The sequence below is a fragment of the Cupriavidus necator genome, from assembly GCF_016127575.1.
GTDB lineage: Bacteria > Pseudomonadota > Gammaproteobacteria > Burkholderiales > Burkholderiaceae > Cupriavidus > Cupriavidus necator_D.
In genome coordinates this window covers 3648080-3670113 of the sequence record NZ_CP066018.1, presented here as the reverse complement: position 1 = coordinate 3670113, position 22034 = coordinate 3648080, and the positions used below count along the sequence as shown (strand labels likewise).

Here is a 22034-nt window from a genome sequence, read left to right as displayed (position 1 = left end):
TTACCGCTTCGCGGGCAGCTTGTTGGCAAGGATGATCAGTGCGGCGATGATTGGCAGCGCGGCCAGGATCAGCACACCGAGGTGAAGGTTGCCGGTGGCGGTCTTGGCCCATCCAATGATGGCCGGGCCCCAGAAGCCGCCCGATAGCCCGATCGTGTTGATCAGTGCGATGCCGCCTGCGGCCGCCGGGCCCTTGATGTATTCGGAAGGCATGGCCCAGAACACCGTGTAGGTCATCCACAGCGCGCAGGTACCGAGCGTGAGCAACATCAGCGATGCCGCAAGATTGCCGTCGACGAGGATGGACGCGGCGAGCAGCAATCCGCCGACGGTTGCGGGCACGGCACTGTGGAAACGGCGCTCCCCGACCCGGTCCGAGCGCCGGCCCATGTAGTACATGCCGAAGGCCGCGGCGACATAGGGCAGGGCCGAGTACCAGCCGAGTTGCACGGTGTCGTTCACGCCCTGGGCCTTGATGAAGGTCGGCAGCCAGAAGCTGATCGCATAGATCGCGGCGATGATGCAGAAGTACGCCAGGGCCAGCACATAGACCCGGACATCGCGAGCCACGGCCAGGAAGGAATGATTGTGCGCCGCGCTGGATCCGATTTCGTTGGCGAGCAGGCGCTTTTCCTGCTCGGTGAGCCAGGCGGCGTCGGCGGGACGGTTCGGCACGAAATACAGGGCGAGCACGCCGAGCAGGACGCAGGGCAGGCCTTCGACCAGGAACATCCATTGCCAGCCGGCCAGGCCACCGGTGCCTGAGAGCGCGGTGATTAGCCATGCCGAGACCGGGCCGCCGACAATGCCGCCGAGCGGGCCGGCAAGGAACACGATCGCAATGGCGCGCGCCATGCGCTGCGGCCCGTACCAGCAGGACAGGTAGTAGATCATGCCCGGTGCAAAGCCTGCTTCGAAGATGCCGAGCAGGAAACGCATGGCGTAGAACATCGGCACGTTGCGCACGAACAGCATGCAGGCCGAGGTGATGCCCCAGAGTACGAGGATGCGGCTGAAGGTCTTGCGTGCGCCAATGCGCGGCAGCACCAGGTTGCTCGGTATCTCGAACAGCACGTAGCCGATAAAGAAGATCCCCGCGCCCACGCCATATGCGGCATCGGAGAAACCGAGGTCGCCTTGCATCTGAAGCTTCGCAAAGCCGATGTTGACGCGATCGAGGTAGGCGAACAGGTAGCAGATCAGCAGGAATGGCATTAGCCGCCAGTTGATCTTGTTGTAGAGGGCAGAGGTGCCGTCTACTGCGCTTTCTCTCGGGATCGCCAGCACGCCAGTCTCCAATGTCTTTTATGTGTACCGCGTTGATGGATCGGATAGTGCCAGCGACAATGGCAATCTCCAACAGCAACCATGTCCACACTTCGTTGCCTTCAGGGCAACGCATCGGTATGGTGTAAAGTCTGTCATCGACCAAGTGGATGGTTCGACATGCGTGAAATCAATCAGCAGCGGCTGCGCTACTTCCGCGAAGTGCTCGAGCAAGGCACCATTCGAGGCGCTGCGGAGAATCTCAACACATCGCCATCGGTGATCACCCGGCAGATCCGGCTGCTCGAGGACGAACTTGGCACGACGCTGTTCGAGCGAGAGGCGCGTGGCGTCAGGCCGACCGAGGCCGCCGCGCATCTGCTTGAGTTCTGGCGCGACTACCGGTCACATCAGGAGAAGCTTGAGGACCAGCTCCATGCCCTCAAGGGTCTGCGGCAGGGGCAGGTCCAGGTGGTCCTGAGCGAGGGGTACGTCGATGCACTGGTCAATGAGGTGCTAGCGCCGTTCTGTGCGCAGTACCCGCTGCTCGACATCGGCATGGAGATCCTCGGCGTGGATCAGGTGCTCGACGCCGTGGCCGAAAGTCGCGCGCACATCGGACTTGCCTTCAATCCGCCACCACATCCGCGCATCGAGTATCTGGCGAGTTCGTCGCAGCCGGTCGGCCTGCTGGTGCGGCCCGACCATCCCTTGGCATTGCGTGGCGGCGCGGCCAGCGCCAAGGACATCTTGTCCTGGCCGCTGGCCATGATGCCGGCGTCATTCGGCGTCGGGCACGCCGCCAAGATGCTCGAATTCGCGGAGAACATTAGGATCCGGCCGACGCTGGTCACCAATTCACTGACGGCGCTCAAGCAGTTTGTTACCTACGAAAACTACATGACGCTGATCGGCGGCGAGTTCGCCGCGTATCGCGAAATCGCTGCCGGAACGCTCACGGTGGTGCCCATCGATCATCCGCTGTTCAGGGGCACCCAGGCGCGCGTGCTGGCCAAGGCCGGGCGGCCGCTACCGGCGGCGGCGCTCAAGCTGCTCGAACATATCCTGCGGGACATGCCGATGTTTGCGCAGGGCGGCCAGTAGCCGCCCGCTACGGCTCGCGCGACACCTCGACCAGGCAGCTCATCGCATGCCGTCCTTGTGTCAGATCCGACGTGCCTACAATCCGACGACCTGTTATTGCTCGACCGCGGCTACCCCATCAGTTCCTTGCGCAATAACTGTGGCCACGCCTCGATCGCCACCACCAGCGGCGTGCCTACGTTGAAGTTGCAGATGGTGCAGGACGGCCGGGTTACCCCGGTGCGACGCGGACTCAAAGGCAGCCTCCGCGTCGGTCTCGAAGACGATGTCCTCGAGACCGTCGATCAGCGCACGGTAGTCGTGGAGGGGCGGGATCGGGCCAACGCCGGGGCGCGGCACCGCGGCGGCGGCAGGCCGGCGCGGCGCGCGCCGGTTGGTGGCCGCGGCCTCCCTGGCGATCGGCAACTTCCGGCGCATGCAGGCAGGGCGCCGGGTAGCGCTGATCGAGGAGCGCACGGCCATGGCGCGCGAACTGCACGACTCGCTGGCGCAGTCGCTGTCCTAGGTCAGCCGCCTGCAGACCCTGGCCGACCGAGGGGACGCGCACGAGGGCCTGGAGGCGACCGCGGAAGAACTGCGCGACGGCCTGAACGGCGCCTATCGCAAGCTGCGCGAACTGATCACGACGTTCCGCACGCAGATCAATGTGCAGGGCCTGGCCGCGGCGCTGGAGGAGGCCCTTGATGAGTATGGCGCGCGCAGCAGCGTGGCCATGACGCTGGACAACCGGCTCAAGGGCTGCCAGCTCAGTGCCAACGAAGAGTTCCATATCGTGCAGATCGTGCGCGAGGCCCTCTCCAATGTCGTGCGCCACGCGGTCGCACGGCGGTAAATGACCTTCACAGTGTCCAGTGGAATATCCATGATATTCCTTATTCCTCGGCCTTTGCTGGCGCGTCAGGCGAGCTATTTTGGTGCATTGGCTCCTCCTCTGCCGGCAGCGTCGCAGCAATTCGGTCACAAGTGCGATGGCTGGCTAGCCCCAACATGCGGCTGACCTCATCACGTGAGCTGCCTGCCAGGAGATGGCGCCGGCAGAAGGTATTGCGCAACGTGCGGGGGCTTGGCTCTGCACCGGAGAACCCCATTGCGGCAAGTGCGGTGGCCACGATCCGACCGAAGCTCATGTCGCTGATCGGTCGACCATCGGGGGTGAGCGTGAAAAGTAGGTCGCCCTCGACGGGGAGGATCGAGCGGCGGGCACACCAAGTCCGCAGTACAGGTATCGCGAAGTCGGCGAGGTGAACCGTGCGCGCATCCCGTGCGCCGACACAAAAAATAGGGCGGGTTCGCATCTGCGATCAGATCTCTCAACGCGCTGCTCGCGCTTCCCCCGCTGTAATACCCGTTGCGAGGAATGCCGCGACGATTGCGCGGCTGCGCAAGCCGGCCAGATCCTCGGCAGGCGATAGAAGATAGGCCCACCTTGGTCGAGCGTCAGACGAGGTTTGTGATGCTGGTGAAGGTCGCCAGCAAAGACAGCGAGACAGTCGTCAATGCACTCATCAAGCATGTGCGCAAACTGCCCCAGGAGCTCTACAAATCGCTGACGTGGGATCACGGAAAAGAGATGGCCGATCACAAGCGCTTTACCGTGGCCACGGATATCCAGGTCTACTTCTGTGACCCTCGGGCCGCGAAGCCATTCAGGTCCGCGTCGACTTTGATCCGGGCGCCTTCGCGCCGAAGCACTCGCACCCCGGCGAAGAGATCGCCCACGTGCTGAAGGGAACCCTTGAGTACCAGCTTGGCGACCAGAAGCCGGTCACGCTGAAGGCGGGGGATTCGCTTTTCATTCCGGCAGGCACGCCGCATTCGGCCAGGAATGTTGGAAGCGGCGAGGCTTCGGAACTCGCGTCTTATATCGTCACGAAGGGCGCCCCTCTCGTGGTGCCGGGCAAGTAGGGCAGGGGAAGCCAGCTGGCCGGCCGGGCCGTCGTGAATTCGTTGACAGGTACTTCAGCACGTAGCAATTCCCTTCCGCAAGCCGGAACGCGCCATTTGCGCGGGTTCTGGCAGCGCCGCGACAAGCGATGCGTGATCGGGTTTACTTGCCGAGAATGGACTTGTTGCGGGCGTCGATGATCTCAGCCGTTCGCTCGGTCGCGCCGTCGCCGGGTTCCAGGCGGACGTCGCGCAAGCCCAGCGTGCGGGGACCCACGCGCAATGCGACCGGTTCGACCGGTTCGCCGGTGCTGTCCTCGACGAGGCGGATGGGCGTGCGTTGGGTGCACCATTTATCGCCCCATTGCATCAACCCCGCGATGACAGGATAGAGCGCCTCGCCCTTTTCCGTCAGCCGGTACTCGGTGCGCCGTTCCGCGCCCTCGGCGATCACCTTCGCCAGCACCCCGTGCTCAATTAGGGTGTTCAGCCGCGTGGCGAGCACATTTCGAGCGATACCCAGGCGCTGCTGGAAGTCGTCAAAGCGCGTAGTGCCCATCATGCACTCTCGCACGATGAGCAGGCTCCACCATTCGCCGACCTGCTCCAGCGCGCCAGCCACGGAGCAGTTCATCCCTGTGAAAGTCTTGCGGTGCATAAGCGGACGTCTTGCGTTACATAACACTCATCCTAGACGAGAAAGTTGCATGAAGCAACTCAATGAGCTATCGTAAGTTTCATCAAGAAACTTTTGTGGGATGCGTCCCGTCACGATTTCCCAACGCGCGGCTCGATGTGCCGCAGAGGACATTCACATGGATAAACGTCTGATCGTTCTGGCCAGCGGCATGTTCGCGATTGGCACGGACAGCTTCGTGGTGGCTGGCGTGCTGTCGCAGGTTTCGGCTTCGCTTGGCGTATCGGTGGCGCTGGCCGGCCAGATGGTGACGCTGTACGCGATCAGCTATGCGCTGCTGTCACCGGTCATCGCTGCGGCGGCAGCGAACTGGCCACGCAAGCGGTTGCTGCTCACGGGGCTTGCGGTGTTCGTGGTGGGTAACGTGGTGACCGCTGTGGCGCCGAATATCGAGCTCGTGCTGGCCAGCCGGCTCATCGCGGGCCTTGGCGCCGCCATGTTCAGCCCGACCGCGACGGCCACTGGCGCGTCGCTGGTGCCGCCGGAGCAGCGCGGGCGCGCGCTGGCCATCGTGATCGGCGGTCTGTCCAGTGCAACGGCGCTGGGTGCGCCGCTGGGCACCTTCATCGGCGGCGCGCTGGACTGGCGCGCGACGATGTGGTTCGTGGCCGCCGTCGGCACGCTGGCCGGGCTGGGCGTAGCGTGGCGCCTGCCGGAGATCCCGACGCCGCCGGCCATCAGCCTGTCGCGCCGCCTTGCACCGCTGGCGGACACTCGCGTGCTGTTGACGCTGCTGACGACCTGGATGATCTATGCGGGCCTCTTCCTCGTCTACACCTACATCGGCCTGAGCTTCGACCGTGCCACTGGCGGTGACCCGCTCGTGCTGGCGGCCTTGCTGCTGCTGTGGGGCGTGGCGGCCACCGTCGGCAATCTTGCCGCGGGCGGCCTGACCGACCGCTACGGCAGCCGCCGCATCATCAACGCGGCCATCGCCGTGCTGGTCATCGACTTCGCCCTGTTGCCGCTGACGTCGGCATCGCTGGTGACCGCGGTCCCCGCGCTGATCGTCTGGGGCGTGTGCGGCTGGGGCGTGCTGGTCCCGCAGCAGCACCGGCTTATCAGCATCACGCCGGCTGCCTCGCCGCTGCTGTTGGGGCTGAACTCGGCGGCGATCTACGTTGGCGTATCGATGTCAGGCGTCATCGGCGGCGCGGCTATCGCCTCGTTCGACCGTCATGCCCTTGGTCTCGTGGGTGCGGTCTTTCTGGCGGTGGCACTGTTTGTCGCCGAATGGGCGCGGCAGCGGATCGCGCGGCCGCAAGCGGGACCGGCCGGCGTGGTCGCCGCCACACCCGGTTCGGCCAACTGAAGCCGAGCAGGGAATCCCGGCAGGCGCGCGACGCGCTGCCGGACGAATCACCGATGAACTAATGGACGGATTGGGCAGCAGAGCATGGCAGACAGACAGAACGGCCGGGCCGGCAGGCGGCGATGGCTATTGGCAGGTGGGGTACTGGTCGTGACGACTGGCACGCTGGTGACAACGATGGCATTGAAGGACACGCGTGCGGCAACAGCTCCGGCAGCGCCTCAGGTGTTCCAGCAGTTCCTTCTTCAGCGCACCGCGGGCCTGTATGTAGAGGCTACGATAGATCGTCTCGTGTGACACCTGGTAGCCCTTGTTGACCGCATATGCGTGCTTGAGCCAGCCTGCAACTTGCTCAGGCGACCACTGCAACTGAAGCTTGCTTGCCACAACCTGTGCAAGTATCCGATTCCTGACGAGCTTACATGTCTTTGGACGCCGGCCGGCTACGGTGTGCAGGTTGTCCAATGGCTGTCGGATCGTGCGGCGCGACTCGAACGCGCATTCGAGCCGGTAGGGTATTCCCCCATTTCTAGCGGTCGCTGGAAGTAGAGGCTAGGCCAAGTTGGCCGATCGTTGTTTCGGTGTGATGCGACCAAGCGCCATATTCGGGCGTTCGTGATTGTAGGACCATAGCCATTTGTCGCGTACTCCCGGACCTCGGCGACGGTTTCGAACAGGAAATGCGCCAGCCAGTCATACCGCACGGTCCGGTTGTACCGCTCGATATAGGCGTTCTGTTGAGGCTTGCCCGGCTGGACGAACTGCAACCGGATTCCCCGCTTGTCTGCCCAGTCCTTCAGCGCTTCGCTGACATACTCCGGGCCGTTGTCGCACCGAATCGCCTGCGGCGGCCCTCGCCACTCGATGACCTGATCCAGGGCGCGGATCACTCGTGGTGACGGCAGCGGGAAGTCCTCGTCGATGCACAGACCCTCTCGGTTGAAGTTGTCAATGACATTGAACAGCCGGATGCTGCGGCCAGTCGGCCAACTGGTCGTGCATGAAGTCCATCGACCAGCTTTCGTTCAGCGCCAATGGCACTGCCAACGGTTCGGGCTGCTCACGCACCAGCCGCTTTCGGGGCTTGATGCGCAGGTTCAACTCCAACTGCCGGTAGATGCGATAGACGAAGGCTTGTGGTTCCAGCCGAAGCCTTTGACGTTGCGCAGGTAGAGGAAGCACAGACCGAAGCCCCAATTACGCTGGTTGTGCGTCAGCTTGACCAGCCAATCGGCGATGACCTCGTCCTCCGCCGAGCTCTTGGCCTGATACCGGTAGCACGTCTCGCTCACGCCGAAAGCTGCGAGAGGCTGTCTTGACCGTCAGAGCGCGTTCTCGCACTGCACGCATGGCCATCTCATGTCGGTGAGATGGCCTTACCACTTTTTCTCGATGGCTTCCTTCAGGACATCCGCCTTCAGGCGCTCCTCGGCATACATCTTCTTGAGGCGGGCATTCTCGGCTTCCAGTTCCTTCATCCGGGTCATTAGCGCTGCATCCATGCCGCCATACTTGGCTCGTCATTTGTAAAAACTGGCGCTACTCATGCCATGTTCCCGACAGAGCTCCGGAACCGGCGTACCGGCTTCGGTCTGTTTCAAGATGGCGATGATCTGGCTGTCCGTGAATCGGGGGGTCTTCATGCAAAATTTCCTAAGGTACCGCTGCTAGAAAATTCTACTTCCCGCGAGGCTTACTTTACGGGGGGAATACCACCGGACGCGATGCCGCGCACAGCGGATCGACGACATGCTCGCGCGTGGCCAGCCCTTGCCGATGGAGTTCCGCAATCGCATGATCTACTACGTCGGGCCCGCCGATCCTGTGCGTGACGAGGTAGTAGGCCCTTGCGGCCCGACCACATCCACACGGATGGACAAGTTTGCCGGGCGCATGCTGGCTTCCACCGGCTTGCTCGGCATGATCGGCAATGCCGAGCGCGGGCCGGAGGCGATCAGCGCGATCGTGAAGAACGGCTGCGTCTATCTGGCAGCAACCGGTGGGGCTGCCTATCTGATCTCCAAGGCGGTCAGGTTCTCGCGTGTCCTTGCGTTTGGCGATCTCGGCATGGAAGCCATCTACGAGTTCGATGTGGAGAACCTGCCCGTGGTTGTCGCCGTGGATGCCGGCGGCAACAGTGTCCACGAAAGCGGGCCGCGTACCTGGCGCATCGTGCCGGCAGGATGCTGACGCGGTCGCGCTTGGACACTACCCCGCATCTGCAGGACCGCGGCAAACCGTGGAAGCGATTCGCACCGGCACTCTGCGAGCCGCTTGCTTCGCAGGCCTGCCTTCGCGCTCACGGCCCCCGTTTCTGTCACACGCTGCTGGCTTCGTATGAAAATCAGCGTGCTAGTGGGGAAATGCAGCATCGCGCGCGTCCTGTTGCGGCTTCCCCAGCTCCCTGCGGTAGCGGTTCAGGTCCTGCACGCTTTCAAAGGTGCGCTCGAACAGCAGCGACATATTGTGCAGGATCCGTTCGATGACCTTCTTCTCCCAGCCTTCGTCGAAGCGGATCTGCTCGTCCAGCCATTTTCCCAGCCAGTCCGGGTCGGGCAGGCGCGACTGCACGGTGTCGTTGGGGAACAGCGCCTTGTTGACGTGCAGGCTGGTCGGGTGCAGCGGTTTTTCGGTGCGCCGCGCCGATGCCATCAACACGCCGATCTTGGCAAACGCGGCGCGCGCGGTGTCGCCGAACTGGGCCAGGTATTTCTTCATGTAGCGCAGGTAGGCGCCGCCGTGGCGGGCTTCGTCCTGCGACAGGGTACGGTAGATATGCTTGATCACCGGTTCCGAGTGCCATTCGGCGGCACGGCGGTACCAGTGGTTCAGGCGGATCTCGCCGCAAAAATGCAGCATCAGCGTTTCCAGCGGCGGCGCCGGGTCGAATTCGAAGCGCACCGCATGCAGCTCTTCCTCGGTCGGCACCAGGTCCGGGCGGAAACGGTGCAGGTACTCCATCAGCACCAGCGAGTGCTTCTGCTCCTCGAAGAACCAGATGCTCATGAACGCCGAAAAGTCGGAATCGTGGCGGTTGTCGCGCAGGAACATCTCGGTGGCGGGCAGGGCCGACCATTCCGTGATCGCGTTCATGCGGATGGTCTTGGCCTGGTCGTCTGTCAGCAGGCTGGCGTCGAAGGTGTCCCAGGGGATGTCCTTGTCCATGTGCCAGCGGACCGCTTCCAACGATTTGAACAGTTCGGGGTAGAGCATGCCAATAGCTTGAAAATGGTAGTGAAAGTGGCGTCTCAAAATCTGCGTCGGCGAAGCAGGGCCAGCGAGCTGGCCCTGTCCCGCGACCGACGGCCCGGTCATGCGTCGCCCTGGCCCTCGACTTGCGGCGCACGGCGGAAGCTGATGGCGAGGCGGTTGAATGCATTCATCAGACTGATCGCCATGGTCAGGTCAGCGAGTTCCTTTTCACTGAAGACGGCAGAGGCCGCTCCAAATGCGTCGTCCGGGACATGTGTCTCGGAAACGCGGGTCACGGTCTCGGCCCACGCCAGTGCGGCCTTCTCGCGGTCACTGAAGAGGGCGCCCGCTTCGTGCCAGACCTGCACGAGCGCGAGCTTGCCGACCGACACGCCCCTCTTCACCAGGTCTCGCGTGTGCATGTCAAGGCAGTAGGCGCAGCCGTTGATCTGGCTGACACGCAGGTAGACCAGCTCCACCAGGACATCATCGAGTCCGGACTGCATGACGTAGCCGTAGACACTGCCGAATGCCTTCACGCCACCCGGGGCGGCCTTTGTGTAGTCCAGTCTCATTTCGCGCTCCTTTCGTAAGTGGTCAGGTCCTTTTCGCCGCTGTCCACGATAAACACGGCCAGCAGCTTGGCGGGCTTTGACTTGCTCGCGTTGCGGCTGACGGCATGGTGCGAGCCCGGCTCTTCATGGAAGCTCTCGCCCGCCTTGTAGACCCGTTCCGGCCCGTCATCGACCTTGCTGGCGATGCTGCCCGAGACGACATAGGCATAGATGAATGCCGACTTGGCGTGGTAGTGAGGCAAGGACGAGGCGCCGGGTGCGTAATCCACTTCCAGCGCGATAAGTGACTTACCGGGTATGTTGGGGATGGCCCGGGAGAAGTTCTCCTTGACCGTGTCACCGGTTCCATGTGCGGCTGCGGCGACGGGAAATGCCATCACGGTGGCGGCGAGAAAGGGCAAAAGAAGGTGTTGGGCTTTCATGTCTGTTTCCTTGGCAAAACGCGTGAAGCGGGTAGTGTGGATGCCGGTCTGCGGCTTTCAGTCCCGGGACGCCTTTCCGTTATGGGAGGCACAGCCTCAGGCGAGCCGAGGCAGCGATTTGTTGGGCGGCCCCGAAGCCTTGCTGGCTTCATCCCCCGCGCCGGTCTCGCCGGCGCGGCTTGGCGTAGCGGAAACGCCGCTCAGGTCCTGGCCGGCGATCAGCGTATCGCGGAGGCTGCGGGTGTGACCCGGTTGCGTCGATACGCCTTTCAGGTCGTGGCCGGCAGTCATGGGGCGGCTGGTCGCCCAGGCCAGGTCGGAAGCGGATGCCCATGCGGTCACGCCGGTGGACAGGATCGCGGTGGCGCCAAGTGCGCTGATCCAGTGGATCGGTTTCATAGTGAACTCCGGTTGCTTTAACTACGATCATTATAGTCGTAGTAACGATAGTCGATCGTCCATCGAAGTGCAAGCGAGCACATGGACTGCGCCGAGACAAGCATCGGGAAAAGATCTTGCAGCTCTGTTTCCCGTCAAGTGCCAGACATGAACAGCCCATGGTTTGCCCTGAAGTCTCCGCGATAACTAAGACTTGTAAAGTCGTAGTTATCGCCTATGCTGGTTTTCACCGAATTCCTTAACGGAGACTTGCCGTGACCGCCACGCAACATGACGAAATCGCATTGACAATTGATCCACGGGACGACGACCCTCAGGAGACAGCCGAATGGCTGGAAGCCCTGGAGGGCGTCCTCGGCAACGTCGGGCCGGCACGTGCGCACTATCTCATCGAGCGGCAGATTGCCCATGCGCGGCTGCGCGGGCAATTGCAGCCGCACTCTGGCGGCACGCCTTACGTCAATACCATTGCCGTCGACCAGCAACCACGCATGCCAGGCGACCGCGAGATTGAGCGACGCATTCGCTCCTATACCCGGTGGAATGCCATGGCGATGGTGGTGCGGGCCGGCAAGACTTCGAATGTCGGCGGGCATATCGCCTCGTTTGCCTCCGCGGCCACGCTCTATGACGTGGGCTTCAGCCATTTCTGGCGCGCGCCCACAGCGGATCACGGCGGCGACCTTGTCTTCGTGCAAGGCCACGTGGCGCCCGGCATCTACGCGCGCGCGTTCCTGCTCGGCCGGCTGGATGCCAAGCAACTCGACAACTACCGGCGCGAAGTCGGCGGGGAAGGGCTGTCCTCCTACCCCCACCCGTGGCTGATGCCCGATTTCTGGCAGTTTCCCACCGTTTCGATGGGGCTCGGCCCGTTGATGGCGATCTACCAGACCCGTTTCATGAAGTACCTGCAGGCGCGCGGCATCGCGAAGACCGATGACCGGAAGGTATGGGTATTCCTTGGCGACGGCGAAATGGACGAGCCCGAGTCCCTGGGCGCGATCGGCATGGCGGCCAGGGAGCGCCTGGGCAACCTTGTGTTCGTCGTCAACGCCAATCTTCAGCGCCTGGACGGGCCGGTGCGCGGCAACGGCAAGATCGTGCAGGAACTGGAAAGCATCTTCCTGGGCGCTGGCTGGCGGGTGATCAAGGTGCTATGGGGTGGCCGCTGGGACGACCTGTTCGCACGCGACAAGAGTGGGGCGCTGGCACGGCGCATGATGGAGGTCGTCGACGGCGAATACCAGACCTACCGTTCGAAATCCGGGGCATACCTGCGCGAGCATTTCTTCAATACGCCTGAGCTGAAGGCGCTGGTGGCCGACTACACCGACGATGACCTCTGGAGCCTGGACCGCGGCGGCCACGATCCGGTGAAGGTCTTTACCGCATTCGCTGAGGCCGCGCGCGGCAGCGACGTGCCGACCGTGATCCTGGCCAAGACCATCAAGGGCTATGGCATGGGCGACCAGGGCCAGGCCTCCAACGTCAACCACCAGCAGAAGAAGGTGCAGCGGGAGGCCCTGCTGGCCTTGCGCGACAAGTATGCATTGCCCGTTGCGGATGCGGAAATCGAAGACGTCCCGTATATCAGCTTGCCCGAGGGATCGAAAGAGCTCACCTACATGCGCGGACGCCGCGAGGCGCTGGGCGGCTACCTGCCCGCGCGGCGCCAGAAAGCCGCATCGCTGCCGGCGCCCGCCTTGTCGGCATTCGACGCGCTGCTCAGGGCCACGCCCGAAGGGCGGGGCATGTCGACCACGATGGCCTTCGTTCGCATCCTGGGCACGCTGCTGCGGGACAAGGAACTGGGCCGGCGCATCGTGCCGATCGTACCGGACGAGTCCCGCACGTTTGGCATGGAAGGACTGTTCCGGCAGATCGGCATCTGGAACCAGGACGGCCAGCGCTACACCCCGCAGGATGCCGAGACGCTGACATCCTACAAGGAGTCGACGACCGGCCAATTCCTGCAGGAGGGCATCAATGAAGCGGGGGGCATGGCCGACTGGATCGCTGCCGCGACATCGTACTCCACGCATGGCGAGCCCATGGTGCCGTTCTATATCTTCTACTCCATGTTCGGCTTCCAGCGCGTGGGCGATCTCGCCTGGGCGGCGGCCGATATGCGGGCGCGCGGCTTCCTGCTGGGCGGAATCTCCGGACGGACCACGATCAACGGCGAAGGCCTGCAGCACGAGGATGGACATTCGCTGCTGTGGGCATCGTCGGTGCCGAACTGCATCAGCTATGACCCGTCGTTTGCGTACGAGTTGGCTGTGATCGTACAGGACGGCCTGCGCCGCATGGTGCAGGAGCAGGAAGACGTCTACTACTACATCACCGTCATGAACGAGACCTATGCGCAGCCGGCCATGCCGGCCGGCCCGAGCGTCGCGCAGGATATCCTCAAGGGCATGTACGCCTTCAGCAAGGCAGAATCTGCCGAATCCTGTCCGCGCGTGCAACTGATGGGCGCCGGCACCATCTTCAATGAGGTCATCGCCGCAGCTGCATTGCTGCAGCAGGACTGGGGCGTCGCTGCGGATGTGTGGGGCGTGCCGGGCCTGACGGAACTGGCACGCGACGGCCGTGCGGCCGAACGGCACAACCTGCTGCATCCCGAGGCGCCGCCGCGCGTTCCGCACGTGACCCGGCGGCTGCAGGATGCGCCGGGGCCGGTCATTGTCGCGACCGACTATATCCGTGCGCTCGCGGACCAGATCCGCGCCTATGTGCCGCAGAAATTCGTCGTGCTGGGCACTGACGGGTTCGGCCGCTCCGATACCCGCGCGGCGCTGCGCCACTTCTTCGAGGTGGATCGCCACTGGATCGCGATCGCGGCATTGAAGGCGCTGGCGGATGAGGGGACCATCCCCGGCACTCGCGTCTCGGAAGCGATTCACAAGTACGGGATCGATCCGGAGAAGCCGAACCCGCTGCATGCCTGAACGATGGGCCATCGGGCAGGGCAGCCGCAAGTTCGGCTGGGACCGGCGCGATCCGAGGCCGGGTTCGATGACGGCCGGCACCGAGATCGTCGGCTACGGCATGGCGGTGTGCAACTGGGACGCCTGGCGCTCGCCAGCCGAGGCTCGTGTCCTCCTGCGCAGCGATGGCACCGCCGCGGTGATCTGCGCAATCCAGGACATCGGCACGGGCATGTACACCATCGTTGCGCAAACGGTCAGCGAACTGACCGAGCTGCCATTTGAAAAGATCGATGTCAGGCTGGGCGATTCGGCGTTTCCGGCGGCTCCGGTAGCCGGCGGTTCGTGGGCGACGGCCAGCGTGCTCCCGGCCGTTGCCGAGGCCACGCGCAACGCGATCGGTCAGCTGCGCACGTTCGCGACGCAGAATGGCCGCCTGACCGACGGCAAGCGCGCCGTCGATCATGCCTCGATCCTCAATGCTCAGCGTTTTGCCAGCGCGGAGGGCTTTGCCCGGACCGGCGGCACACCGACCGACAAGCTGTCCTGCACGTCTTTCGGCGCCCACTTCGTTGAGGTGCGCTGGGATCCCGGCATTTCACGGTTGCGCGTCGCCAGGGTCGTGAGCGCGATCGATGTGGGGCGGGTCATCAACCCGGTCACTGCGCGCAACCAGGTGGAAGGCGCGATCGTGATGGGCGTCGGCATGGCTTTGTTCGAAGCCACCGAGTATGACGGACGCGACGGCATGCCGGGCAACAACAACTATGCTGAGTATGCCGTTCCGGTCCATGCAGACCAGCCGGGGATCGACGTGATCCTGCTCAACCATCCCGACCTCGAATTCAATGAATTCGGCGCGTGCGGCATTGGGGAGATCGGGATTACCGGCCTTGCCGCCGCTGTCGCCAATGCGGTATACCACGCCACCGGCAAGAGGATTCGGGATCTCCCCATCACGAAGGAGAAGCTGATGGCGTAAGCGTGTCACGGACGGACACTCTCCGACCGCTCCATGGAGTTCGCTATGCGCCACGTAGCCCTAGCCCTGTATCCAGGCTTCCAGGCATTGAACCTGGCGGTCTCGACGGTGCTGGAATTTGCCAACCGCTCGCTCGCACAGCCGATGTACGAGGTTCACCTCTGTCCGAACATGGCGGGTTGGTGCCGAGTTCAGGGGGGTTTTTCGGTCAGCACCGAGCCGTTCGGCAGGCGCCGCTTCGATACGGTGCTGGTAGTGGGAGATAACGACGTCCTGCCCGCGCCGCCCGCACTGGTGATATTCCTGCGGCGCGCTGCGCGGACCTCGCGGCGCATTGGCGCCACCTGCACCGGCGCCTTCAACCTGGCGGAGGCTGGGCTGCTGGACGGCCGCCGCGCCACTACGCACTGGTACTACGCGGAGCAGTTGCGCCGGCGCTTCCCGGAAGTCGGGGTGGAGGAAGACCGCATCTTCATCATCGACGGCCCGGTCTGGACCTCGGCCGGCATGTCGGCCTGCATCGACCTAGCGCTGGCGCTTGTGGAGAAAGATGCCGGGGGCGCCGTTGCGCGCGATGTCGTCAGGAAGCTCGTCGTGTATCACCGCCGGGCCCGGCGGGCAGTCGCAGTTCTCGGCGCTGCTGGACCTGGAACCGCGCTCTGACCGCATCCGTGCCGCGCTGGACTTTGCGCGGCAGAACCTGCAGCGGGAGCTCTCGGTGGATCAACTTGCCTAAGCGGCGCACCTGAGCCCGCGCCAGTTTGCCCGCGCATTCCGGGATGAGACCGGGCAGACCCCGGCCAAGGCCGTGGAGCACCTGCGCGTGGAAGCGGCCCGGCTGATGATGGAAAGCGGCCGCCACGCCATTGACGTGGTCGCGCGGGATACCGGCTTCGGCGACCGCGAGCGCATGCGGCGGGCATTCCTGCGGGCATTCGGGACAGCCGCCGCAGGCAATCCGGCGCATGGCGCGCGGCGATGCGTTGCAGGTCGCGTAGCCGTCGTATTCCGCGACGTACTGGCGGAAAATGCCGGCCATGCGCGGAAATACCGTTCAGTAAAGGTATCAACCACCACGGTCATTACCGCGAAGGCGGGACAATGCGCACAGCGCATTGGACGTCCAAGGGACTGCCCGAAGGGCGAACGTAGCGAGCAATCCAGCGTCTTTCACGTCCCCTTCGGGGATGAAGTCACTGGGTTCCCGCCTACGCGGGAACGACGGTGGTTCGCTGAACGGCATTAGGCCATGCGCGGACCGTTCAGGTTACCTGGGAACTACCGCGCAACGCCGTACCGGGCCGCGGGCTGGTCGCGCGACAGGCTGGGGCCGAGCGCGGCACGTGCAGCCTCGAACGCTTTCCAGTCGGCTTCGTCAGGCAACGATGGCACGGTAATCACTTCACCCAGGTCGAGCCCGGCCAGCGCGGCATCGACCAGGTCGTCGCCGCTCATCACGATGCCTTGCGGCAGGTTCTCGACCGGCTGGCCCGCAATGTCCCAGAACTCGGTCCGCGTCGCGCCGGGAAGCACGGCCTGCACGCGTACCCCCTTGCCGGCGAGCTCATGCTGCAACGACTGGGTAAAGGCCAGCACGAACGCCTTGGAGCCGCCATAGGCGCCATTCAGGATCTCGGGCGCCACCGCGACGACCGACGCGATATTGATGATGGCGCCTTCGCCGCGCGCCACGAATGCCGGCGCAGCGGCATAGGTCAGGCGAGTCAGAGCCGTGACGTTGAGCTCGATCATCGCCTGCATCTTGTCGACATCCGACACCAGCAACGGTGCCGCGGCGCCAATGCCGGCATTGTTGACCAGCGTAGTGATGCTGGCATCGGTGCGCAGCAGGTCTTCGATGCGCCGGACATCGGCAGGCTGGCCCAGGTCAGCGGTCACGATCTCGACCGAGCGGCCAGTGTCGTCGGCGATCCGGCGGGCCAGCGCCTCGAGCCGGGATCGGTTGCGTGCCACCAGGGTCGTGGCCGCGGCGGGCGAGGCGGTCTGCATAAATGGCGCCGATGCCGGAAGATGCGCCGGTGATGAGGGCGGTGCCGGCGTGGATGTCAGTCGTCATGTCAAAGCTCCTGGTTCTCTGGAGGGAAGTCTCACCGGCTGGCCGGCTGCGTGAGTTCAAGATTAGGTGCGCAAGGTCATGGCGCCAATGTCATAGATACCACCTTTCCTGCCACCACCGCCGAGGGTGCTTTCACGGGAAGGAAGGGGTCCACATGACCCGCGCGCGGTATCCACCGACGATGGCGGTGTCCCGTGAGTAAATAAATATGTATCGGACTGTGGCGTTTGCTGTACCGGATACAGTGCGATACACGGAGAATCGCCGGCACTCATACAATGGCGTCGACGCAGACTGGCGGTTCACCGTACTTTTCCGAGGGGATAGAGATGGATGCACACGTCGACCATATCTTGGTTGTCGATGACGACCGGGAAATCCGGGAGCTGGTATCGACCTATCTGGCCAAGAATGGGCTGCGCGTGACCGTTGCGCAGGATGGCAGGCAAATGTGCGCGATCCTGGAGGCCAATGCCGTCGACCTGATCGTGCTGGACGTGATGATGCCGGGCGATGATGGCCTGATGCTGTGCCGTGAACTGCGGGCCGGCAAGCACAAGACCACCCCGGTCCTGATGCTGACCGCGCGCAGCGACGAGACCGATCGCATCCTCGGCCTTGAAATGGGTGCCGACGACTATCTCCCCAAGCCTTTCGCCGCGCGCGAGCTACTGGCCCACATCATCGTCGCGCTGAGTGGCGCGGAATACCGCTTGCTGCGCGTGTTTGTCGACCATCCGCAGCGCGTGCTCAACCGTGACCAGCTGCTCAGCCTCACGCAGGGCCGCGAAGCGGAAATGTTCGAGCGATCGGTCGACCTGCTGGTCAGCCGGTTGCGCCAGCATCTCAAGGACGATGCGCGCGAGCCCCGCTACATCAAGACCGTGCGCAGCGAGGGCTACGTGTTCTCGATGCCGGTAGCGATCCGGGAGGCGCAGCAGTGAACCTCCGGGCCTTGCCGTGGCCCCGCACGCTGGGCGCGCGGCTATTCCTGATCCTGCTGGCCGGGCTCGTGGTGGCCCATGGCCTGTCGTTCGGCGTGCTGTTTGCGGAGCGCTACATCACCGCGCGCCAGGTTATGCTCGGCACGCTGGAAACCGACGTATCAACGTCGATCGCGATTCTCGACCGCGTGCCGGCGGCGGAGCGGCCGCAGTGGCTGCGGCATGTCAACCGCGGCAACTACCAGTATGTGCTCGGGCCGGGCCTGCCGGGCGTGCCGGAGATGAGCGCGCAGGCCCAGGAGATCGCCGACCGCATTACCGAAGCGAGCGGCGGCCGCTTCCCCGTCAGGGTCGAATCGATCCCGGGGCAGGGCAAACGCTTGCAGGCGCACCTCACCCTCAGCGATGGCAGCCCGCTGACCATCGACGTGCATCCGAAGCCGCCCGCGATCGCGCAATGGCTGCCCTATGTGCTGGTGCTGCAGCTGTTGCTGCTGGTGCTGTGCTGCTGGCTGGCGGTACGGCTGTCGCTGCGCCCGGTGGTGGCGCTGGCCAATGCCGCCGACGCGCTCGACCCGAACGCCGCGAGCGAGCCGCTGGCCGAGACCGGTCCGACTGAACTGGTGCGTGCCGCGCGCGCGTTCAACGCCATGCGCGAGCGCATTGCACGCTTTGTCGAGGAGCGCGTGCAGATCCTGGCGGCAATCTCGCACGACCTGCAGACGCCGATCACGCGCATGAAGCTGCGCGCCGAGATGGCGGAGGATTCCGAAGACAAGCGCAAGCTGGTGCACGACCTTGCCGAGATCGAGACGCTGGTCAAGGAGGGGCTGACCTATGCGCGCGCCATGCATGGCGACGGCGAAAAGGCATCGCGGATCGATATCGGGTCCTTCGTCGAGAGCCTGGTCTACGATTACCAGGACACCGGCAAGGCCGTCACTATCCGGCAGAATACCGGCGGCGCCATCCTGACGCGCCCGCACGCTCTGCGCCGCATCCTGACCAACCTGACTGACAACGCCATCAAGTTCGGCGGGGCGGCGGAACTGAGAGTGCGCCGCGACGGCGCCGCGGTGGTGATCGGCGTGCTTGATCGCGGGCCCGGCATCCCGGCAGAGAAGCTCGAATCCGTGATACAGCCGTTTGTCCGGCTCGAAGCGTCGCGCAACCGTGAGACCGGCGGCACGGGCCTGGGCCTGGCCATCGCGCACCAGCTGGCGCTGGCGATCGGCGGTTCGCTGACGCTGCACAACCGGGAGGGCGGTGGGCTGGAGGCGCAGCTCAGGCTTGGCTGAGGGGACAAGCCTCGCTCAGGGCGCTTGGCCGGCTCATCCTCGCGCGGCCTGATGGTGAAATGCAGGACAGGCCGGGAAAGCCCGTGAAAATTGACGCTGTTCTGTGACATCGCGAAATCCCACGCGGTTGTCTATGCTTGGGCGTGAGCCAGGTACGATTGCTGCCCGATCCCCAGCGCGAATGCGCCGCTGCGCGTGGTGAGTGCAGCGGGCATGGCACAAGCCAGGGAGAGCGCGATGGCCCAGGGATTCGACGCGATCATCATCGGCACCGGACAAGCCGGCCCCGCGCTTGCCGCGCGGCTGTCCGGCTCCGGCATGAAAGTGGCAGTCATCGAGCGCGCGCATTTTGGCGGCACTTGCGTGAACACCGGCCGCATTCCTACCAAGACCCTGATCGCGAGCGCGTATGCGGCCCATCTTGCGCGGCGGGCGGGCGACTATGGCGTGACGATTGGCGGGCCGGTCGCTGTCGACATGAGGCAGGTGAAGGCGCGCAAGGACGACATCGCCGGGCGCTCCGCCAGCGGCGTGGAACAGTGGATGCGCGGCCTGGCCAACGGCACGGTCTACCAGTGGCACGCCCGCTTGGAAAGCGCGCACGGTGTGCGCGTCAATGGCGAACTACTGCAAGCCGATCGCATCTTTATTAACGTCGGCGCCCGGGCCCTCGTTCCGCCGATGCCCGGGCTCGACACGGTGGCGTACCTGACCAATTCGGGCATGATGGACGTGGACTACCTGCCGGAGCATCTGGTCATCATTGGCGGCAGCTACATCGGCCTGGAGTTTGCCCAGATGTACCGGCGCTTTGGCGCAAGGGTCACCGTGGTGGAAAAATGGCCCGCGCCTGATCCAGCGCGAAGACGAAGACGTGTCTGCGGGAGATCCTGGAGCGCGAGGGGGGGGGAATCCGCCTCGATGCCAACTGCCTGACCGCGCGCCGGGCCGGGGAGGGCATCGCCGTCGGGCTCGATTGCGCAACGGGATCGCGCGATGTGCACGGCTCGCACCTGCTGCTGGCGTGGGGAAAGTGCCCAACACGGAAGACCTGGGACTCGACAAGGCAGGCGTCGAAACCGACGAGCGCGGCAATATCAAGGTGGATGAACAGCTGCGCACCAGCGATAAGTGGAATGCGTGGATGGAAACCGGCGTCAGCCGAAGGTGAAGGCATAGGCCTGCGCACCGGGATCCAGGAAGCGGATCTCGAAGGTGTGCTCGCCCACCTTGCCCGCCTGGCGCACCAGCTGATAGAGCCGCGTCTGCGTGACCGCACCGTTGCCGGCGGCATCGATGTCGGCGCCATGGCTGTCGCCAGGGGGCTTGCCGTCGATCGTCACCAGGAAGCGCACCGCCCGGCCGTCGGGCGCCGGGCCCAGTACCAGGTGCAGGTCGCGTGCATGGAAACGATGGACGATGCTGCCATCGGCCTTGTCGAGGGCAGCCCGCTCGGCGCCTACGGTCCATTGACCGGCCAGGCCCCACTGATTGAGCCGGAGCTTGCCGACGCTGTACCGCTGTGGAGCATCCTGCCGCATGCCGCCCGGCGAGGCGAAGTTGGCCGCCTGCAGATAGCCGAGGTAGGTTTCGCCGGAGCGGAGGTTGGACAGGTCCGGTGCCGCCTGAGCGCCTTCCGCAAGCGGGGCGACGACATCGCGCGCCGTGGACGGACGGCCGGCTTCCGCCAGCAGCGCCTGGATCACGCGTTCCGAGTTGGCGTAGTCACCTTCGCCGAACTGGTGGTGGCGGATATTGCCGTGGGCATCGACAAAATAAGCAGCGGGCCAGTAGCTGTTCTGGAAGGCGCGCCAGATGCGGTAGTTGCTGTCGACGGCTACCGGGAAGCCGATGCGGAAGTTCGCGACTGCGCGCTGCACGTTGTCCGGTGACTTCTCGAAAGCGAACTCGGGCGTGTGCACGCCGATCACCGTCAGGCCCTGCTCCTTGTACTTGTCCGCCCACGCGCGCAAATAGGGCAGGGTGCGGATGCAGTTGATGCAGGAGTATGTCCAGAAGTAGACCAGCGTGACTTTGCCCCGCAGGTGATCGCGCGTGAGCGGTGCCGAGTTGATCCATTGCACGGCGCCATCGAGTGCCGGCATGCGGCCCTCCACCGGCAGGCGGTCCGGCATGGCCACCGGCATGTCATTCGCGGCCAGCAGCATGCCGGTGCCGGGCTGTGCCGCCGCATGCGCGGCCTGGGGCGCAGGGCGCGCCTTGTGCAGCACGTCGACCAGCGCCTGCTCGATCCGCACCGGCCCGCTCGCGGACAGGCGGGCCAGCAGGCCGGTGTCGGCGCCCAGCCCGATGGCAAGCACGCCGCCAAGCACGCCGGCGCCCAGCCCCCGGCGCACCCATTCACTGGCACCCATCGACCGCTTCATGGCTGCAAACATGTGTGCGCCGATGCCGAGCGCGGCCGCCAGCGAGGTCGCTGCGCCCGCGGCATAGGCGGCGAGCGCCAGGGAGGTCGAGACGCTCGCGCCCTGCAGCGCCGCAGCAGTCAGCACTATGCCGAGGATCGGCCCCGCGCAGGGTGCCCATAGCATCCCGGTGGCGATGCCGAGCAGCAGCGATCCCCATGGCGAAGGTGACGCTGCCTGGGTCGAGGCGGCAGGGTTGCCGGTCAGGCGGTTGCCAAGCGCCACCAGGGGCCGCGCCAGCGTATCCGCCACCTGTGGCAGGAGCAGGGAGAGCCCGAACAGTGCCAGCAGCGCCAGGGCGGCCAGGCGCCCGTAGGCGTTGGCCTGCACAGCCCAGGCGCCGCCGGCCGACGCCAGCGTGGCGACGGCGGCAAAAGTCAGCGCCATGCCGGCCAGCATCGGCAGCTTGCCGCGCAGGAACGGCTGGCCGGTGCGGCTTAGCACAAAAGGCAGGACCGGCAGGATGCAGGGGCTCAGGATGGTCAGTATCCCTCCGAGGTAGGCGAGTATCAGCAGGCTCATGATC

18 protein-coding genes and 7 pseudogenes are annotated in these 22034 nt (G+C 64.6%); 13 read left to right on the top strand and 12 right to left on the bottom strand.

Annotated elements, in window-relative coordinates:
* A complete protein-coding gene (locus tag I6H87_RS17295; RefSeq protein WP_011615273.1) occupies positions 1-1287 on the bottom strand; it encodes an MFS transporter in 1287 nt (428 codons plus the stop codon).
* A gap of 159 nt (positions 1288-1446) precedes the next feature.
* Here I6H87_RS17295 and I6H87_RS17290 point away from each other — a divergent pair, with 159 nt between their 5' ends.
* Positions 1447-2370 carry a LysR family transcriptional regulator gene (locus tag I6H87_RS17290; protein WP_011615274.1) on the top strand — a complete coding sequence of 308 codons (924 nt, stop codon included), beginning with the start codon at positions 1447-1449 and terminating at the stop codon, positions 2368-2370.
* A 110-nt stretch (positions 2371-2480) separates the two neighbouring features.
* On the opposite strand, the gene I6H87_RS34710 is transcribed toward I6H87_RS17290, so the two are convergent.
* Positions 2481-2606 carry a hypothetical protein gene (locus I6H87_RS34710; RefSeq protein WP_255266293.1) on the bottom strand — a complete coding sequence of 42 codons (126 nt, stop codon included), beginning with the start codon at positions 2604-2606 and terminating at the stop codon, positions 2481-2483.
* Between the two features lie 140 nt (positions 2607-2746).
* On the opposite strand from I6H87_RS34710, the gene I6H87_RS34810 reads away from it, so the two are divergent.
* Both I6H87_RS34810 and I6H87_RS34805 read left to right on the top strand, forming a co-directional pair.
* A complete protein-coding gene (locus tag I6H87_RS34810; RefSeq protein WP_269446661.1) occupies positions 2747-2875 on the top strand; it encodes a histidine kinase in 129 nt (42 codons plus the stop codon).
* Positions 2876-3016: 141 nt separating this feature from the next.
* Positions 3017-3202, top strand: coding sequence for a hypothetical protein (locus I6H87_RS34805; RefSeq protein WP_041687336.1), 186 nt, complete (start codon positions 3017-3019; stop codon positions 3200-3202).
* A gap of 40 nt (positions 3203-3242) precedes the next feature.
* On the opposite strand, the gene I6H87_RS17280 is transcribed toward I6H87_RS34805, so the two are convergent.
* Entirely contained in the window at positions 3243-3665 is a 423-nt protein-coding gene (locus tag I6H87_RS17280; RefSeq protein ID WP_231881405.1) for a tyrosine-type recombinase/integrase, read from the bottom strand.
* A 128-nt stretch (positions 3666-3793) separates the two neighbouring features.
* Here I6H87_RS17280 and I6H87_RS17275 point away from each other — a divergent pair.
* Positions 3794-4006, top strand: a pseudogene (locus I6H87_RS17275) (IS30 family transposase); the annotation flags it as partial.
* A gap of 8 nt (positions 4007-4014) precedes the next feature.
* Complete coding sequence (locus I6H87_RS17270; protein WP_081225799.1) at positions 4015-4275, top strand: cupin domain-containing protein; 261 nt, start codon at positions 4015-4017, stop codon at positions 4273-4275.
* Positions 4276-4417: 142 nt separating this feature from the next.
* On the opposite strand, the gene I6H87_RS17265 is transcribed toward I6H87_RS17270, so the two are convergent.
* A complete protein-coding gene (locus I6H87_RS17265) occupies positions 4418-4912 on the bottom strand; it encodes a winged helix-turn-helix transcriptional regulator (protein ID WP_041687341.1) in 495 nt (164 codons plus the stop codon).
* A 157-nt stretch (positions 4913-5069) separates the two neighbouring features.
* Here I6H87_RS17265 and I6H87_RS17260 point away from each other — a divergent pair, with 157 nt between their 5' ends.
* Complete coding sequence (locus I6H87_RS17260) at positions 5070-6263, top strand: MFS transporter (RefSeq protein ID WP_011615276.1); 1194 nt, start codon at positions 5070-5072, stop codon at positions 6261-6263.
* A gap of 210 nt (positions 6264-6473) precedes the next feature.
* Here I6H87_RS17260 and I6H87_RS17255 read toward each other — a convergent pair.
* Positions 6474-6794, bottom strand: a pseudogene (locus I6H87_RS17255) (IS30 family transposase); the annotation flags it as partial.
* A 21-nt stretch (positions 6795-6815) separates the two neighbouring features.
* Positions 6816-7906: pseudogene (locus I6H87_RS17250) on the bottom strand (IS3 family transposase).
* Positions 7907-7956: 50 nt separating this feature from the next.
* On the opposite strand from I6H87_RS17250, the pseudogene I6H87_RS17245 reads away from it, so the two are divergent.
* Positions 7957-8453, top strand: a pseudogene (locus I6H87_RS17245) (fumarate hydratase C-terminal domain-containing protein); the annotation flags it as partial.
* Between the two features lie 162 nt (positions 8454-8615).
* Here I6H87_RS17245 and I6H87_RS17240 read toward each other — a convergent pair.
* From I6H87_RS17240 to I6H87_RS17225, 4 genes are all read right to left on the bottom strand, one after another.
* The gene (locus tag I6H87_RS17240; protein WP_051398476.1) at positions 8616-9476 is read right to left on the bottom strand and encodes a ferritin family protein; all 861 of its coding nucleotides are present in this window, start codon (positions 9474-9476) and stop codon (positions 8616-8618) included.
* Positions 9477-9574: 98 nt separating this feature from the next.
* On the bottom strand, positions 9575-10030 hold the full coding sequence (locus I6H87_RS17235) for a carboxymuconolactone decarboxylase family protein (RefSeq protein WP_011615279.1): 456 nt from the start codon (positions 10028-10030) through the stop codon (positions 9575-9577).
* Positions 10027-10452, bottom strand: a complete 426-nt coding sequence (locus I6H87_RS17230) for a cupin domain-containing protein (RefSeq protein ID WP_011615280.1) — start codon at positions 10450-10452, stop codon at positions 10027-10029. Before I6H87_RS17230 ends, I6H87_RS17235 begins: the two co-directional genes overlap by 4 nt.
* A gap of 96 nt (positions 10453-10548) precedes the next feature.
* The gene (locus I6H87_RS17225) at positions 10549-10851 is read right to left on the bottom strand and encodes a hypothetical protein (RefSeq protein ID WP_011615281.1); all 303 of its coding nucleotides are present in this window, start codon (positions 10849-10851) and stop codon (positions 10549-10551) included.
* Positions 10852-11105: 254 nt separating this feature from the next.
* Here I6H87_RS17225 and aceE point away from each other — a divergent pair, with 254 nt between their 5' ends.
* The 3 genes and pseudogenes from aceE to I6H87_RS17210 all read left to right on the top strand — a co-directional run bounded on the left by aceE (position 11106) and on the right by I6H87_RS17210 (position 15761).
* A complete protein-coding gene (aceE, locus tag I6H87_RS17220; protein WP_011615282.1) occupies positions 11106-13802 on the top strand; it encodes a pyruvate dehydrogenase (acetyl-transferring), homodimeric type in 2697 nt (898 codons plus the stop codon).
* Between the two features lie 67 nt (positions 13803-13869).
* Positions 13870-14763 carry a xanthine dehydrogenase family protein molybdopterin-binding subunit gene (locus tag I6H87_RS17215; protein WP_231881406.1) on the top strand — a complete coding sequence of 298 codons (894 nt, stop codon included), beginning with the start codon at positions 13870-13872 and terminating at the stop codon, positions 14761-14763.
* 45 nt (positions 14764-14808) lie between these two features.
* Positions 14809-15761, top strand: a pseudogene (locus I6H87_RS17210) (GlxA family transcriptional regulator).
* Between the two features lie 280 nt (positions 15762-16041).
* Here the strand turns inward: I6H87_RS17210 and I6H87_RS17205 are convergent.
* Positions 16042-16840: pseudogene (locus tag I6H87_RS17205) on the bottom strand (SDR family NAD(P)-dependent oxidoreductase).
* Positions 16841-17169: 329 nt separating this feature from the next.
* On the opposite strand from I6H87_RS17205, the gene I6H87_RS17200 reads away from it, so the two are divergent.
* The 3 genes and pseudogenes from I6H87_RS17200 to I6H87_RS17190 form a co-directional block, all read left to right on the top strand.
* The gene (locus I6H87_RS17200; RefSeq protein ID WP_011615284.1) at positions 17170-17784 is read left to right on the top strand and encodes a response regulator; all 615 of its coding nucleotides are present in this window, start codon (positions 17170-17172) and stop codon (positions 17782-17784) included.
* Entirely contained in the window at positions 17781-19082 is a 1302-nt protein-coding gene (locus tag I6H87_RS17195) for a sensor histidine kinase (protein WP_011615285.1), read from the top strand. The genes I6H87_RS17200 and I6H87_RS17195 overlap by 4 nt, the downstream gene beginning before the upstream one ends.
* Positions 19083-19319: 237 nt before the next feature.
* Positions 19320-20208 (top strand): annotated as a pseudogene (locus I6H87_RS17190) (FAD-dependent oxidoreductase); the annotation flags it as partial.
* A 31-nt stretch (positions 20209-20239) separates the two neighbouring features.
* Here the strand turns inward: I6H87_RS17190 and I6H87_RS17185 are convergent.
* Positions 20240-22030 (bottom strand): cytochrome c biogenesis protein DipZ, encoded by a 1791-nt coding sequence (locus I6H87_RS17185; RefSeq protein WP_011615286.1) that lies wholly within the window; start codon positions 22028-22030, stop codon positions 20240-20242.
* Positions 22031-22034 lie beyond the last annotated feature (4 nt).